Annotated in this window: 13 protein-coding genes and 1 tRNA gene; 10 read left to right on the top strand and 4 right to left on the bottom strand. The window is 39.6% G+C overall.

Annotated features, from left to right (window positions below):
- The first annotated feature begins 197 nt into the window (after positions 1–197).
- The 5 genes from PL9631_RS15105 to PL9631_RS15085 all read left to right on the top strand — a co-directional run bounded on the left by PL9631_RS15105 (position 198) and on the right by PL9631_RS15085 (position 3,201).
- A complete protein-coding gene (locus tag PL9631_RS15105; RefSeq protein WP_083621558.1) occupies positions 198–1,073 on the top strand; it encodes a M48 family metallopeptidase in 876 nt (291 codons plus the stop codon).
- Positions 1,052–1,133: transfer RNA gene (locus tag PL9631_RS15100), tRNA-Leu, on the top strand. The genes PL9631_RS15105 and PL9631_RS15100 overlap by 22 nt, the downstream gene beginning before the upstream one ends.
- Before the next feature lie 111 nt (positions 1,134–1,244).
- Positions 1,245–1,709: a thioredoxin-dependent thiol peroxidase gene (gene bcp, locus PL9631_RS15095; protein ID WP_083622109.1), complete on the top strand. Its 465-nt coding sequence runs from the start codon at positions 1,245–1,247 to the stop codon at positions 1,707–1,709.
- A 98-nt stretch (positions 1,710–1,807) separates the two neighbouring features.
- Positions 1,808–2,272 (top strand): NUDIX hydrolase, encoded by a 465-nt coding sequence (locus PL9631_RS15090; protein WP_197046399.1) that lies wholly within the window; start codon positions 1,808–1,810, stop codon positions 2,270–2,272.
- A 29-nt stretch (positions 2,273–2,301) separates the two neighbouring features.
- On the top strand, positions 2,302–3,201 hold the full coding sequence (locus tag PL9631_RS15085) for an alpha/beta fold hydrolase (protein ID WP_083621555.1): 900 nt from the start codon (positions 2,302–2,304) through the stop codon (positions 3,199–3,201).
- Here PL9631_RS15085 and PL9631_RS15080 read toward each other — a convergent pair.
- A complete protein-coding gene (locus tag PL9631_RS15080; RefSeq protein WP_231516743.1) occupies positions 3,104–3,796 on the bottom strand; it encodes a pantothenate kinase in 693 nt (230 codons plus the stop codon). The two genes, PL9631_RS15085 and PL9631_RS15080, sit on opposite strands and share 98 nt — an antisense overlap.
- 279 nt (positions 3,797–4,075) lie before the next feature.
- Here PL9631_RS15080 and PL9631_RS15075 point away from each other — a divergent pair, with 279 nt between their 5' ends.
- Positions 4,076–6,109, top strand: a complete 2,034-nt coding sequence (locus PL9631_RS15075) for a GAF domain-containing sensor histidine kinase (protein WP_231516742.1) — start codon at positions 4,076–4,078, stop codon at positions 6,107–6,109.
- Here PL9631_RS15075 and PL9631_RS15070 read toward each other — a convergent pair.
- Positions 6,106–7,614, bottom strand: a complete 1,509-nt coding sequence (locus PL9631_RS15070) for a DUF2079 domain-containing protein (RefSeq protein WP_083621550.1) — start codon at positions 7,612–7,614, stop codon at positions 6,106–6,108. The genes PL9631_RS15075 and PL9631_RS15070 overlap by 4 nt on opposite strands.
- Before the next feature lie 182 nt (positions 7,615–7,796).
- Between PL9631_RS15070 and PL9631_RS15065 the strand changes: the two genes are divergently transcribed.
- Both PL9631_RS15065 and PL9631_RS15060 read left to right on the top strand, forming a co-directional pair.
- Positions 7,797–8,981: a 1-deoxy-D-xylulose-5-phosphate reductoisomerase gene (locus PL9631_RS15065; protein WP_083621549.1), complete on the top strand. Its 1,185-nt coding sequence runs from the start codon at positions 7,797–7,799 to the stop codon at positions 8,979–8,981.
- 149 nt (positions 8,982–9,130) lie between these two features.
- Positions 9,131–9,706 carry a tetratricopeptide repeat protein gene (locus PL9631_RS15060; protein ID WP_083621547.1) on the top strand — a complete coding sequence of 192 codons (576 nt, stop codon included), beginning with the start codon at positions 9,131–9,133 and terminating at the stop codon, positions 9,704–9,706.
- Between the two features lie 80 nt (positions 9,707–9,786).
- Here PL9631_RS15060 and PL9631_RS15055 read toward each other — a convergent pair whose 3' ends face one another.
- The gene (locus PL9631_RS15055) at positions 9,787–10,011 is read right to left on the bottom strand and encodes a hypothetical protein (RefSeq protein ID WP_083621546.1); all 225 of its coding nucleotides are present in this window, start codon (positions 10,009–10,011) and stop codon (positions 9,787–9,789) included.
- A 183-nt stretch (positions 10,012–10,194) separates the two neighbouring features.
- Here PL9631_RS15055 and PL9631_RS15050 point away from each other — a divergent pair, with 183 nt between their 5' ends.
- The gene (locus PL9631_RS15050; protein WP_231516741.1) at positions 10,195–12,687 is read left to right on the top strand and encodes a tetratricopeptide repeat protein; all 2,493 of its coding nucleotides are present in this window, start codon (positions 10,195–10,197) and stop codon (positions 12,685–12,687) included.
- A gap of 116 nt (positions 12,688–12,803) precedes the next feature.
- Complete coding sequence (locus tag PL9631_RS15045; RefSeq protein WP_083621542.1) at positions 12,804–14,639, top strand: patatin-like phospholipase family protein; 1,836 nt, start codon at positions 12,804–12,806, stop codon at positions 14,637–14,639.
- Between the two features lie 31 nt (positions 14,640–14,670).
- Here the strand turns inward: PL9631_RS15045 and PL9631_RS15040 are convergent, their stop codons facing one another.
- Positions 14,671–15,969: a pentapeptide repeat-containing protein gene (locus tag PL9631_RS15040; protein WP_083621541.1), complete on the bottom strand. Its 1,299-nt coding sequence runs from the start codon at positions 15,967–15,969 to the stop codon at positions 14,671–14,673.
- Positions 15,970–16,191 lie beyond the last annotated feature (222 nt).

The raw sequence follows: 16,191 nt of genomic DNA, 5'->3' as shown, positions 1-16,191 counted from the left end.
TACGAATTACGAATTACGAATTACGAATTACGAATTGGCAATAGTTATTAACCACCAAATCCTGATTAAATCTGTAGCAAATATTTAATGTTATCATGTTTTTACCTTCATGATTTTTGTTTCGGTACTTACCCATTACCCATTACCCATTACCCATTACCCATTACCCATTACCTATTTATTACCCCTTAATCCTTATGACATTCTCAACTATTCCTTTAATTGGGCTACGGGCTGATCATTTCCGCCATCCGTTGGATTTACAAGCCACGAATACCTTAAAACAATTTCCGGGTTTAGATTTGTTAGTGCGACAATTGTTAGGAGGTGTGGGAGAACAGTTTTTTTATTTAGAAAATATCGCCTCTAGTATTTTGGTGAGTGAAAAACAGTTACCTCATTTGCATCAATTATTATTAGACGCTTGCAAAATCTTAGATTTAGAGCCTCCGCAACTGTATATTCGCCAAAATCCTGTTCCCAATGCCTATACCTTTGCCATGCGGGGAAAACAGCCTTTTATTGTGATTCATACCTCCTTAATTGAATTATTAACTCCAGATGAAATTCAAGCGGTGATTGCCCATGAGTTGGGACATTTAAAGTGTGAACATGGGGTTTATTTAACTTTGGCGAATTTAGTGGTATTAGCGGCTAATCAATTATCCCCCTGGGGAACAATGTTGGCCCAGGGTTTACAAACTCAGTTAATGGAATGGGTACGCTGTGCCGAATTTACTTGCGATCGCGCGGCCTTACTCGCCACCCAAGATCCCAGAATAGTGATGTCGGTATTAATGAAATTGTCGGGAGGCTCTCCCAGTTTAGCCCCCCAACTCAACTTAGATGCCTTTGTCGCCCAAGCTAGAACCTATGATCAAATTAGTAGTACCGAACTCGGAGAACTGCTTAAACAAGCCCAAACAGCCCAATTAAGCCACCCTCTCCCGGTGCTACGGGCCAGAGAAATTGATCGTTGGTCGAGTAGTTCAAATTATCAGGACTTGCTAAAACGAAAGTTTATGGTGTATGATGGTGAAGCCAACCAAAAGGGCGGGTGGCGGAATTGGTAGACGCACCGCACTCAAAATGCGGCGGCTTCGGTCATAAGAGTTCAAGTCTCTTCCCGCCCACTTCAAAGCCTTAAAGAGCTTCACTCTCGTAGTAAGCCCTTTAGGGCTTTATCATTATTTAAAGGTTTTTGTACCCCGATCACCCCATATTAAAATCATTTAAACATGGATATCACCCTGAACCCCGGTGATTTAGCACCGGACTTTGTTCTACCTGATAGCGATGAAAACCCTATCCGTCTGAGTGATTTTCGCGGGAAAAGGGTAGTTTTATATTTTTACCCCCGGGATAATACCCCGGGATGTACAAAAGAAGCCTGTGGGTTTCGGGATAATTACGGAGAATACCAAGAAAAAAATACTATTGTCCTGGGAATTAGTACGGATAATTCGGCGGCCCATCGCAAATTTATTAATAAATATCAGTTACCCTTTCCCCTATTAGTTGATGAAGGGGGAAAAGTCGCAACCCAATATGGGAGTTACGGACTGAAAAAATTTATGGGGAAAGAATTTATCGGGGTGTTTCGCCATACTTTTGTGATTGATAGCGAGGGTCGGATAGAAACAATTTATCGTAAAGTTAAACCGGAAACCCATAGCCTAGAAATTCTACAAACCCTGGGGAAAACCTAGGATTTTCCTGATTCTTTACTGATCATCAAGATAGGCTAATGAGTAGAAATAACTCAAAACCTGTCTATTTTTTTAATTAGAGGAGAAAAAACACTTTGGTGGTATCCTTTGCCAAATATGTTTGGAAGTTTGGACAAACCGTATTAGGGATTATTTTTCGTCATCCTATCCCCGGAACCAGTATTATTCCGATTTTACCCGATGGCAAAATTGTGCTGGTGCGCCGTCGAGATAATGGTAAATGGGCTTTACCTGGGGGAATGGTAGACTGGGGTGAAGATATCCCCACCACAATTAAACGAGAACTAGCGGAGGAAACTGGGTTAGAATTGGTTAAAATTCGCCGTTTGGTGGGGGTCTATTCTGCCCCTGATCGAGATCCGCGAGTTCATTCTATTTGTGTGGTCGTCGAAGCAGATGTTCAAGGTAACTTTCAAGTGCAGGACATCCAGGAAATTACGGAGGTGAAAGCCTTTCGGGTTACATCCCTCCCCTCCGATTTTAGCCATGACTGTGAACGACATCTTCAGGACTATTTAGAGGGTTTAACGACCTTAGCTTAGGGTTTTGTCCACAATATTAAAAATTTAGGATGTATCAATTATTTCATCATTTTCGGATTCAAGTGTCCCAGGGGCAGATTTTCTGGCGGGAGGTCGGTGACGGCCCGGCAATTATTTTTCTGCATGGGTCTTGGACTGATAGCAGTCAGTGGGTTCCATTGATGCAGCATTTAAGTCTGGATCACCATTGTTTTGCACCGGATACCTTGGGATCTGGAGAGTCCCGATCATTTACAAAAATTCACCCTTCAATTAATTTAGAAGTTGAGTGTTTAGCCGAATATATTCAAACCCTCAAAATTAAAGAATTATGTTTAGTCGGTAATGGGTTGGGAGCTTGGATAGCAACCAGTTACGCCTTGAAATATCCCGAAGTGGTTAAAGGTTTAGTGGTAATTGCCCCCGAGGGAATAACTTTTCCCAATTATAAAAAGGAATGGGGATGGAAGCGGCAATTAGCCTCTAACTTTTCCCCCTTGGCGGGGTTTTTAAAACTGATTTATCCCTTAGCGTTTCTGTTCGGACAGGGAAAAAAAATTAGGGCTTGGTTTAGCGATCGCCAAATCCTATTAGAATGGCCCGTTGCCAGTCAACTATTATACCGTCGTCGCTGGGCAGAAATTCAAGAGGAAATATTGAATAAACCTCTGGAGTCGTTGAAATTACCCACGTTGGTTTTACAAGGAGATGAAGATACGGCCACTGCCTTAAAGCAGAGTCAAATATTTTCGGAGATCGCACCGATAGCTCAATATCATAAAATTGAGGGCGGAAAACCGAATTTACCTCTACAAATGCCAGAAGTTATCGCCCAATATATTCGGGAATTTATCACCCATCAGGTTCATTTTTCAGAGCCGCCATCCCCCGAAATATTAGATCACGATCGGCCACAGGATGGATACTCTTATCCGGAAACTGCTTGGTAAAGTAGGAAAGTAACAAATTGCGATCGCCTCCGGTAATCACCATCGCCCCCTGGGGATATTGTTTTTGCCAGGCTTCGATAAAATCCCGCATTCCCGCCACCAGGGTATAAATAATTCCACTCTGAATTGCCTCTGGGGTGTCGGTGGCCCAGCGTGGCGGTAGATGGGGAGGGAACTCAATCCTGGGCAATGCGGCGGTTTTCAGCGTCAGGGAAGACCGTTGTAGCCCTAAACCGGGCAGGATAGCACCTCCGACTAACTGTTGATGGGCATCGGCGGCGGTGAAGGTGAGGGCCGTTCCCGCATCAATCACTAAAATGGGCCATCCATAGTGGGTTCCCCCTCCTAAGACCCCTAGGGCCCGATCAATCCCCAGGGTGGAATAAATTCCTTTGAGGGGAATATCGGCTAAGGTCAAAACCTGTACCTGGGAGAATCCGGCCCCGTATTGCCTGGGTTCACCGACTACCGAAGCCACAATTAAGGGCAAATCCTGTTGGGGAGCCTGGGGCGGCTCGGCATTGTCCTCGTCCCAAGTCTCTAATAGGGTTTGACCTAATAACTTGGCCCAATGGCGTCGAGAATTTCCCAGCATCAACCCTAACCAGGGACGACTCGCGAATGAGTGAAATTCAGGGTATTTACACATCTATCTTTAGGAATACCTTCAATTCATGTAACAATATTGTAAAATATCTTTACAGAACGTTTAAGGGTTGACCGTGCATCTGCAAACTCCATTGTCACAAAGATCCTGATCTCACCCCCCTTAACCCCGGATTTTTTTCATCTCAAGCTAGGAAACATCTAATTTTTAAAGTGCCGCACTGACTAGAAAGTTATCGGATTTTATTCAATTATTATTGGGGACATTATGATGTCTATGCTTGATTTACATTCTCCATCCTGTTCATTGCCTGAAAATTCTATTTTTAGTCATTCTGAAAAATTATCATCAGTTCTCACATCTCCAGGAAATACAGAGGAACATCAGATGCAGTTTTATAATCTGGTTAACCAGATTAACAAAGAGATTATTAGTACCTTAGATTTAGATCAAGTTTTGGGTTCTGCTTGTCAACATTTAGGGCGAATTATTAACTGTAATCGAGTTAGTATTTTAGTTAAAGAATCCCATTCTGATAATGAATTTACGACTAAAAACGAATATAATCAAGGTGAATATTTAAGTCAATTGGGGATTAAGCTCAATGTCGATGACAACCCCCATTTACAAGCTTTATTGTCTCAATCTCAACCTTTAGCCATAACAAAATTTAAAGAAATTCCTGGTTTTGATGAGACGACTAAAGCCTTAATTGATCAATTAGAAATCCAATCCATGTTAGCGGTGGCGCTGCGCTATCAAGGGGAAGTCAAAGGGATTATTGGGCTGCATCAATGCAACCAGGAACGGGAATGGGAAGATTGGGAAATTCAACTTTTAGACGGTATTGCTTCCCCCTTAGCGGTCGCCATTCATCACGCCCAACTCTATCAAGAAACCCGTGCTAAAGGGGAACAAGAAGCATTATTAAGATTAGTGATTAACCAAATTAGAAGTAGTTTAGATCTGAATGCGATTTTAAATACCGCCGTCCAAGGAGTGCGGCAAGTTCTCAATACAGATCGAGTAGTCATTTATCAATTTATTAAGGGCTGGGAAGGAGAAATTAAAGTTGAGAATTATCGCGTCCCTTGGCCTTCAATTTTTGGGGATAAAATTACCGATAATTGCTTTCCTGAACAACATGGACAACTCTACAAAAATGGACGAGTCCGGGCCGTCAATGATATCCATAAATCCGATTTAGATCCCTGTCATCTGAATTTTTTAGATATGTTACAAGTCCGAGCTAATTTAGTTGTCCCAATTCTCATGGGTGCCGAATTAGAAGATCAACAACCGGAGATGGAGGGTCAACTTTGGGGATTACTCATTGCCCATGAATGTAGTAATCCTCGGACTTGGAAAAATTGGGAAATTGATGGCTTAAAACAACTGGCTGATCAATTGGCGATCGCCATCAAACAAGCCCAACTTTATACCCAAGTTCAAGAAACCGCTTGCCAATATCAACTCCAAACCCAACAGTTACAAACCACCTTAGAAGAATTAAAAACCACCCAAATTCAATTAATTCAAAGTGAAAAACTATCAAGTTTGGGTCAAATGGTGGCTGGAATTGCCCATGAAATTAATAACCCCAATAACTTTATCTATGCTAACATTTCCCACGCCAGAAACTACGTTCAAAACTTGCTCGAAATTGTGAATAAATGTCGAGAGTTTAGTCCAGAAGTCGGAGATTTTTTAAATCAAATCGGTGAGGAAATAGAACTCGATTTTATTCAAGAGGACTTTCCCCAGTTAATTGATTCCATGGAACAGGGAAGTGTGCGAATTCGTTCGATTGTGGACAGCTTAAAAGATTTCTCCCATTTAAACGAATCTGAGTGGAAATCCGTTGATTTAACCGAAGGTTTAGAAAGTAGTTTAAGATTATTAGACCATCGAATGGATCAAATTAAAATCAATAAAAATTATCAACAAATTCCTAAAGTTAATTGTTTTCCCAGCCAAATTAATCAAGTGTTTTTCCAAATTTTAAATAATGCGATTGATGCGGTTAAATATTCTGCCGAAGGTGGACAAGTGACCCTAACTACAGAAGATCACAGTCCAGATTGCATCCGAATTAAAATTCAGGACAATGGATTAGGAATTCCCGATGAAATTCAATCCCGAGTTTTCGATCCATTTTTTACGACAAAACCCGTCGGTCAAGGGACAGGCATGGGGCTGGCTATTTGTTATCAAGTCATTGTTAAAGCCCACGGTGGAAAACTAGAATTTACTAGCAAAAAAGACCAGGGGACAGAATTTATCATTGAAATTCCCTGTTAATTCCGTTTAAACACTAACACATCATCCTGTTCATAGGTTAATTTAAAGTTAGGTTTTGCTTTTAATTGAGTGGCATATTTTTCGCCTAAATCTTTGGTATCTGGCCAAGGATGGCGCAAATTTAAAATCACATAATCAAATTCTTTTAAATCAAAATCTGGTGACACTTGATTGAGCAATTTAATAGTTTGACGATGGGTTAAATGGGGGGCGAGTCGGTTATCAGTTAATACTCCTCCTGATGTTTCAACTTGGCTGACAGCATTTCCGACTGCTGGCCAATTACTAATCCGAGTAAAATAACCTAAAACCTGGGTATGATCTGCCCATAATAAAAACACTAAAGCTGACCAAAGAATAATCCATTTCGGTAGTTTTTGATGGGGAATTGTGAATAGATGAGAAGAAGCCCCCGGGTTAGGGGGGGTCTGAAATTGATTCCATAAACTCCATAACCCATTGGCGAGTCCTGGTTTTTCTTCCGCTAAAGTTTGAATCATGACTAATAATAAAAACGGTAAAGCGGGGAGAGAATATTGATAGATTAAACTCCGTTGCATGGGGTCAACGGATAAAATATTGAGTAATAAAGTTGGAGTAGCGGGAACTAATAAAATAAACTTTTTAGGATTTAACCACCAAATCACGGCTACACTAAATTCTAATAAATAAATAAAGGTATCCAGAGAAAATAATCTTCCTAAAATTAACTGCGGTTTAGTAAAAGTATTAAAAATTACCTCTAAAACCGAACTTCCTAAATAGGCATATCGAGACACCCCAGCGGCTTCTTGACCACTATAAAAAGGAATCATAATCTGAGTAACAATTAAAAACCAAGCGATGCCTAAAGCCATGGCAATCATCCCATAGAAACGCCGTTGTTCAAAAAAGATCAACCAAAATCCTATAGCAATTACCGTTAAGGCAAAAACAGCTTTACAGGCTAATATCCAAATCACAGCTAGAATAAACCAGATGATTTTTTTCTGTTTTGCAGCTAAAATTGCTCCAAAAATTGCGGGCACAGCTAAAACATCCGGGTGAAAATCAAATAAATTAATATTAAAAATTTCAGGATAGAGCAAATAGGCGATCGCAACTGCTAAACTTAATCGTTGATTTAATCCAGCTAATTGAGCTAATTTCCAGGTTAATCCTGTCCCAACTCCCAAACAAATGGCTTGAACTAAAAATAACCAATAAACACTGGGATAAATTTTGTATAATAACGCTAAAGGATAAATTGCGATCGCGCCATGATCGCCAAAAAAATGAAACCCTAAAAAAGAAGAAATAGGTTGACTTCCTATACTAATTAAGTATATTATTTGATCATAAATTCCTAGATCATAGGCAGTAGACTGAAATAAAAAGTGACGTAAACTGCTATATAAAAATAAAATAATTGTGCCAATTCCCATAACTTTCCAGATAGAAAGGGAAAATAGGCCGTTAGTCTCTATCGCCGTTGAAGGTTCAGGATGGTCTGGGTGGGTTTGCATTTTATTGATTAATCACAACGAAATTCAGTCTACCTGAGAGTGAATCTTCTGAACAATAGAATCTTTGATTACACCTCAATTTTTTAATCCTTAGATGATATCCCCAACTCGATTCCGGGTGGAATTGGGCAATGGGGAACAACCATCGTACTATGGTTATATCAAATACTTGTTAAGAAAAGATGAAAGCAATTACACTTCTGGGTTCCACAGGTTCCATCGGGACTCAAACCTTAGAGATTGTAGCCGAATATCCCGAACAGTTTCGGATTGTGGGACTTGCTGCCGGACGGAATATTACCCTATTAGCCCAACAAATTAGAGCCTTTCGCCCCAGTATCGTCGCCATTTCCAATCCTGACCAGTTACCCGAATTAAAAGCCCTGATTACTGATATTAACCCCCAACCCATTTTAGTGGCAGGGGATGAAGGAATAATTGAAGTTGCCCGTTATGGGGACTCGGAAGCCGTCGTGACGGGAATCGTCGGTTGTGCGGGTTTATTGCCCACCATTGCCGCGATTGAAGCCGGAAAAGATATCGCCCTGGCTAATAAAGAAACTTTAATTGCCGGGGGGCCAGTTGTCAATCCTTTAATCAAAAAACATGGGGTAAAATTATTACCTGCGGACTCGGAACATTCAGCCATTTTTCAATGTTTACAAGGAGTTCCCCAAGCGGGATTAAGACGAATTATATTAACAGCTTCTGGGGGTGCTTTTAGAGATTGGCCCGTCGAAAAATTAAAAGAAGTCACCGTCGCCGATGCGATTACCCATCCTAACTGGTCAATGGGCAAAAAAATTACCGTTGATTCAGCCACGATGATGAATAAAGGTTTAGAAGTAATTGAAGCGCATTTCTTGTTTGGATTAGATTATGATGATATAGAAATTGTGATTCATCCCCAGAGTATTATTCACTCCTTAATTGAGTTACAAGATACCTCGGTTTTAGCCCAATTGGGTTGGCCGGATATGCGTTTGCCGATTTTATATGCCATGTCTTGGCCGGAAAGAATTTATACGAATTGGGAACGTTTGGATCTGGTTAAAGCCGGGAATTTAACCTTTAAAGCACCGGATGATCAAAAATATCCTTGTATGTCTTTAGCCTATGCAGCAGGACGGGCTGGGGGTTCGATGCCTGCGGTTTTAAATGCGGCAAATGAACAGGCAGTTGCTTTATTTTTAGAAGAAAAAATTGAGTTTTTAGATATTCCTCGTGTGATTGAATTAACTTGCGATCGCCATCGCATTGATAATCGTCAAGATCCAACTTTAGAAGATATTATAGAAGCAGATCGTTGGTCAAGACAAGAAGTAATTGCAGCTTCTGAAAAACTTCATCAAAAAATAGCGGTTTAAGTTTTAATAAAAGGGCTAACCCGCTAAAATTTGAATCGCTTTTATCAATTTCCTGAGATCACAAAAACTGTAGGGTTGAGGCACGCCTTGCCCCTACAAATGATCTAGGTATTTTTTGGGATTCAACTCATTTTTATATTCTCAATATTATGAACAATAAACTCATTGATGCGCTCTTACAAATTATTGAAACATTAACTCCCGAAGAATATCTGATTTTAAAGAAAAAAATGCAAACATTAGATAAAAATAATATCAAAGAGATTCATGATCAAGGTTTGAAAAAAGCACAAAAGGGAGAGTATAAAGGAGCTATTGAAAATTTTAGTCTGGTTTTAATGATTAAACCAAATAGTTCGGCAACTTATATTAGTCGAGGAGTTTGTTATTTGAAGTTAGGGAATCTTGAAAAAGCAATTCAAGATTGTGATAAAGCCATTGAAATCGACCCTAAGAATTCTACAGCTTATTATAACCGAGGCAATATTTTAAGAAAATCAGGGAAGAATTTGTTAGCCTTATCTAGTTATAATCAAGCAATAAATTATGACGAAAACAATGCTGAAGCCTACTATAATCGAGTATTAACCCATCGAGATCTAGGAAATATCCAAGAAGCTATTGCTGATTTGCAGAAAGTAGCTAGTTTATTTAAAAAAACAGGAAATATTGCTTACTATTTAAAAGTTTTAGAAGCTGTTGAAAGTCTTGAAAATTTGAGTTAGAATCATACCTATAAAAAAATCTAGGTTCAGTTGATTGAGCGCAGTCTGAATCAGATCAACTGGATCACAACAAAAAATTCCTATTCAGATTCAGGATTTGTATAGGGATCAAGATTCGGATCTATTACAGGTTCAGGATGAAGATTAGTATAGGGTTCTAAATTAGGGTCTGCACTAACATCGGAATCAGATTCAGGAGTTGTATAGGGATCAAGATTCGGATCTATTACAGGTTCAGGATGGGGATTGGTATAAGGGTCAGTATTGAGATCTCCATTCGGTTGAGAATGAGTAGAAGTAGACATTAGCTTATAACCTCTTGATTTATTTGATTAAATTATATCACTATGGCTGAAGCCAAACAATCGCTCCACTGGGACTGAAATCTGAAATCCCTACCGACTTATCCCCAAGGGGTTTGCGTCTCGTTTTTTTGTCAAATCTGGAATGTAGAGTAAACTAGAGGGAATGGGTTGGAGAACTCGGACTTGGTTAAGCAGACAAAGCTATTCATGCAAAATTATCAACGGGTTAATGCGGGTGTGATCTCTAGTAAACACCTAAATTTGTGGGTGTGGATATCGCGTAGCAGCGCTATTCTAACGTTAGTCTTACTTTCAAGCGGAGTTAGCCTGGCTCAGTCTCCGTCGCCCAGGTCTCCCGAAACCAAACCCACCACTCCAACAGAAAAAGTCTCCCCTAAAGAGCGGCTGGAATTGGAACAACTGCGACAACAGCAGGTTTTACAGGAACAAGTCCAAGCCGAAGCTCAACGGACTTTTAAACAGACCATGACCCTGTTTAATCTCTTGTTAGGATTGTTAGGGATTTTATTAGCAGCAACCCTAATGGGATTATGGTTATTACGGCGTTCTGTTGTCCGAGAAGTAACCGTTATTGTTAAAAATCATCTGAATGAATTAGGGGATTTAGAAGGAAAAATTGCCGCCGCCAATCAACAAATGCAAGCGGTAATTCAAGAAACTGATCGAATTGCTCAAGACCTGAATGCAGAAGCTGATGATTTTGAGGATGAATTAGGAAGCCATCGTCAACAAATTGGGGAATGGTTAACGGAATTATCCCAAGTTCGTCAAGGAGCATTACAAAATTTTCAACAGGAAACTCAAGCGGTTGGACAAGAATTGCATCGCTTAGAAATTGAGTTTTCTCAACAACTAGCCGAGTTACAAAATCGAGCTAGTAATCAACAGGATTTAATCTTACAAAATTTAGATCAACTGGGAACAAATTACGCTAATCATGTTGCTGGGTTACGGGCGGATGTAGACGGTCAAAAAAATACGGTTTTAGAGAATTTCAAACAATCAGAAACCGCCTTAACCAATCAATTATCCGAGTTACAAGTTCAAGTTCAAAATCAACGCGATCGCCTATTCAAAACTCTTGAACAGGTAGGTACGGAATTTAAAACCACCCTATCCGGTTGGCAAACCGATGTCGAAGGTCAAAAGAATACCGTAGGTAAGAATTTACAACAAATTGAAACCGAATTAGCTCAGGAATTATCCCAACTGCAAAAACAGGCGGAAACCCAAAAAGATCGGGTCTTTGCCCGTTTAGAACGCTATGAAACGGATTTCGCCCCGCAACTCGAAGAAATTAGAGTTAAATCCGAACAAAAAGCCCAAGAACAAATTGATTTAGCCCTGAAAAATTTAGAGAAATTTGGCAATGATGCGGTGACTAAACTCTCCGAATCCCAAGGCAGAATTCAAGGGCAAATGGAGCAGAAACTCCAACGGATTCAACAGTTAGAACAGCAAGCAGAAACCCAACTAGCAACCTATCAACAACAAATCCAAGGTCAAGTGGATGAAAAGTTACAAAGATTACAACAGTTAGAAGCGGAATATGCCGCCATTATTGCCGATAGTCAAACCGGATGGAAAACTCAAAAAGAACGGATTGTTCAACGGTTAGAGAAGTTTGATCAAGATGTGACTGGAGTAATTGAACAGTTAAGAGGAGATTTACAAACCCGCAAGGAGTCTACTTTTAACAAGTTAGATAAATTTGATTTAATGTTAACCGAACAGATTGCGGAAGTTCAAGCCGATGCTAATACTCAAAAAGCCGGAATTTTCCAAGAATTAGTCGCAATGCAGTCGGAAGCCTTAACTAGAAAAGACGAAATTCTCCAACAATTATTAGCCGTATCTCCGACGGATTTAATGGATTCGGCGGTGTCAGAAATGATGCAGAAAATTGATACCATTACGGATCAATTGGATCGGTTAAAATCCAATAAACCGGAGTTATTTTTGAACGTTGATGATTATGTTCAACGGGGAAATTTATTATTTGCTGAAGGTCGTTATGAAGATGCTTTAGCAACTTTTCATCAAGTGGTAGAATTGCAGCCTAATGATTATCGATCCTGGCTGAATCGAGGCATGGCGTTAAGTCGTTTAAAACGTCAAAATGAGGCGATCGCATCCTATAAAAAAGCCCTAGAAATCAAACCAGACTATCACCAAGCCTGGGTCGATTTAGGCGTCGCCTATGGCAAATTACAAAAACATCAAGATGCCTTTGAAGCCTTTGATCAAGCGGTGAAAGCCAAACCAGAAGATGCTGTAGCTTGGTTAAATCGAGGCATGGCCTTACAAGCAATTGAAAGATATCAAGATGCGGCAACCTCCTTTGATAAGGCGATTGAATTTGATCCCGATAATTCTAAAGTCTGGAATTATCGAGGGTATGTTTTAATTAAGTTAAAACGGGGAAAAGAAGCCTTAGAAAGTTTGGATCGGACATTAACTTTAAAGCCCGATTATGCCGATGCTTATTATAACAAAGCCATTATTTATGCCCAACAACGTCAAACGGAATTGGCGGTGGAAAATTTAGAGCAAGCGATTGATCTGAGCCCCCGTTATCGAGAGGAAGCCAAAACCGACCCGGATTTATATGCCATTATTAAGTTTTTGCGTCCGAAAGCGAAACTCCAATCTTAATATCCCCGTTGTTGGCTCGTTGTTGGGCTTTAGCCCTTCCTAATTGTTAGGATAAACTCCCTAAGAAGAATGGGTTAAAGCCCAACAATAGTGCCTTTCTGGAAATTTTAATAGTTATGACCCTAGAAAATACGACTCCCAACCCCTGTCCAATTTCCTTGAATTTATCAGGAGGAATTGCCCTCGGAGCTTATATGGCGGGGGTATGTTTTGAATTAGTTAGACAAGCTAGAAAAGACAATTCTCCCCTGTTAATTGATTTGATTACCGGAGCATCGGCGGGCGCCATGACCGGAGCCATTACCGCTTATTATTTATTGAATCGAGAGATTACTGATACTGAGTATGAATCCCAAAATCTCTTACAAAGAGCTTGGGTAGAAAAAGCCGATATGAAAGATATTGATACGGTCTTCGCCATTGAAGATTACCGTCAAGTTTTAAAGAATTTATTTAACAGTCAAAATGAAAGTTTATTATCTCAAAAAGGGATTAAAAATATTGCTAATTTAATTACTGAAAATACCGATAAACTTAAAGTCCATCAACCCTTAGCCTTAGTAATGACGGTGACAAATTTACAAGGGCTGCTTGTCACCTATGAAAACAAATGTCGCAATTTTTCCGGTATTCCTGCGGTTAACCATGCAGAAACTCGGCGGTTTTTGTTTCATTCCGACTTAAATCGTCAAGGCGATCGCTTACAAAAAATTTGGGGGAAAGTCCTAGATACCAGCCTAATTTCCGGGGCTTTTCCTGTTGCTTTCCCTCCCATTCAAGATTCATCAAGTATTAAAAGTTATAACTTAAAAAATCTCAGTCCTGCTTATTTTAAAATTTGTGATGATTCCGGGAAACAGCAACTAGATCCAGATTTACCCATGCTTTGTACAGAGGAAAATGGAGAAAAACTCAAGTTTTGGTATAGTGACGGGGGAATTTTAGATAATTTACCGATTCTCAAAGCCATTGATTTAGAAGCCAGGATTTATTTAAGTTCTTTGCCGGATTCAGAGTATTTAATTCAAGAAGAAGGTGCAGATTTTATTAAATTTAGTCATGATTTTAACAGCAAAATTAAAGCGGAACGAGATCAGCGAATTTATGCTTATGTTGCTCCCTATTCTTTAGACAATTTAGAAAGTAAACCTAGTTTAAAAAAGAATAATTTTAATCTATTAGATTTGTTATTTGATGGGTTAAAAATTCCTTCTCTTCAACAGGATGCTATGCAGTTAAAACAGATTGTAGAAATCAATCAACAGGTGGATTATAAAGCCAATATATTATCCCTTTTAGAAACTTTATCCACAAACGAATCCGAAGAAACCACCTCTAAAATTAAAACTGACCTGGAAAAAGCAATTCCCTATCATCATATCCAACTATCACCGATTACACCGTTAATTCTGAATCAAATTCCAGGGATTGAAAATATAGAAACGCGAGAGCAATTAGAGAATCTCTATCAAAAATTCCGCTATTTATTTAAAACTCCTCTTGTCGAGAAACCCACCGATGTCGATCAACTCTTAGCCTCGGATTTTCTCAGTGCTTTTGGAGGATTTTTTGATCAAAAATATCGAGAACAGGATTTTATTTTAGGAAGACTTTGTGGGTTAACTTGGTTACACTTAAATTTTAATCAAATTGATACCCAAAATTCTATTTTAAGGTTAAATGAAATTTTTGATTCTGGTCAAGTTCAATTTGATAATCCCAAGATTAAAGACTTAAAAATTAGCTATAGAATTCGCTTAATCCGAATCTTAGTCCGGGGGGGAAGAATGATCACAGCCCAAGCCAAAATGAACCGCAGTAAAAAAGTTTTGCTACGGTTATTTCAAGTAATTTTATTGCCGTTATTTCTATTCATCGAACTTTTATTAACCGTAGGTTTAGGATTAACTCAAATTCTCGAAATTTTCTGGGAAAGAATTAATCACAAATAGGGTTTGCAGACCAAACCCCTTCTAACCATAATCAGCGACCTAACTTATTAGGAATACCTTCGCACCCTCCGGGAATCGTTTTTCGAGATTGAGAACCGCACCATGCACAACAATAATAACGATTTTCTTCTGATAAATTATCAACGCTCGTAAAGTCAGCATTCTCCACCACAGCCCCCGTATATTCTCCCGTATCAAAATTTGGAATTAATTTTCGACTGCGGGGAGAAGCTGTTTCTACAGGGCCATAAAAAAGTTTAACCGAACGTAAATTTGTATTCGATAAATCAGCTTCATACAGAATAGAACGGGCTAAATTAGCGCGGACTAAATTACATCCGGTTAAATTAGCTTTGACTAAATTAGTATCAGTTAAATCCGTGCGTCGTAGGTCGGTTTGAGATAAATCTGCCCCCGCTAACATTGCACCCAAATCAACCACCCGCACCCCATGGGCACGATCTTCAGCATAATTACCATTACCATCTAACATCGGACGTCCCAGATGGCGATCACGTTGTAACGGAGTAATTAATCGAGCTTGAGATAAAAACCTAAGAATTTTGGCTTTTCCTTCAGCATCTACACTTTTAATAATCGCTGAAGTTCGTCCTTCTGCAATCACTCTTTCCTGGGGCCAATCTTCTAATAATCCCTGTTCTCCTAGGGCTAAATCAGAAACCCCTTGAAAATAAGCATCAATGGTTTGTTGTTGGGTAATTCGGTTTTGTTGAATCGTTAAATCCCGAGAAATAATATACTGTCTCCAAGCCACATAAACGGCAATAACAGCAATTAAAATTTGACCTAATGCTCCTCCTAAATCCCCTAAAGCGCCAATGGCATCCCAATTAATTGTAATATTACTTACCTCATTGGGAGTATTCGCATTACTGAAAATAACTAACCCAATTAAGGAGCCTAAAATTCCAATACAAGCAATAATTAAATTGCGCCAAATCGGGGGAATTAATGTTTGCCAAGCTTTAGCCCAGTTTGACCAAACTAAGCGCAAAGACACGGCTAATGTGGTCAAAGCTCCGACATATCCTAATCCAATATTATCAATTCCCAACCCTAAAATCATCAATGCCATCGCCGATAGCACCACCACCGAACCCGATACTTGATTCGGCCGATTCTCCAAAGTCCGGTTTTCGGTTTCGATTTCCCAAGAGTCCGCCGGGGAAGCTGGGATCGCCTCCGCCTCCGTCAAGGTTTCCGCTTCTGAAGGCTCAACGGCGGGTTTAGGCGTCGCGCCATTGAGGGTTTCGGGAGTATCCTCAAGTCCTTGGGGATGGGATGGGGATGAATTTGGCTCTATGGTCATCAGTTAACCTCTGTTGTGTTCATGCTGAAAATTATTTTAATTAAAATTATCCCGATTTTACCTCAATCTAGCTTAACATTAGTTCAGGGTTCCCTGATGGGAGTTATTTAGATAAAATATTTTCTAAGAGTGCAGAAGTTCTACAATTATAAAGATACAGGTATTAATGATATAGAGATTTTAAATTGATTCTACAAGTGACCTGAAATTAGATTTTGCGTG

Source organism: Planktothrix paucivesiculata PCC 9631, assembly GCF_900009265.2.
Taxonomy (GTDB): domain Bacteria; phylum Cyanobacteriota; class Cyanobacteriia; order Cyanobacteriales; family Microcoleaceae; genus Planktothrix; species Planktothrix paucivesiculata.
The sequence above is the reverse complement of the archived record's forward strand: the minus strand, read 5'-3'. Positions and strand labels throughout refer to the sequence as shown.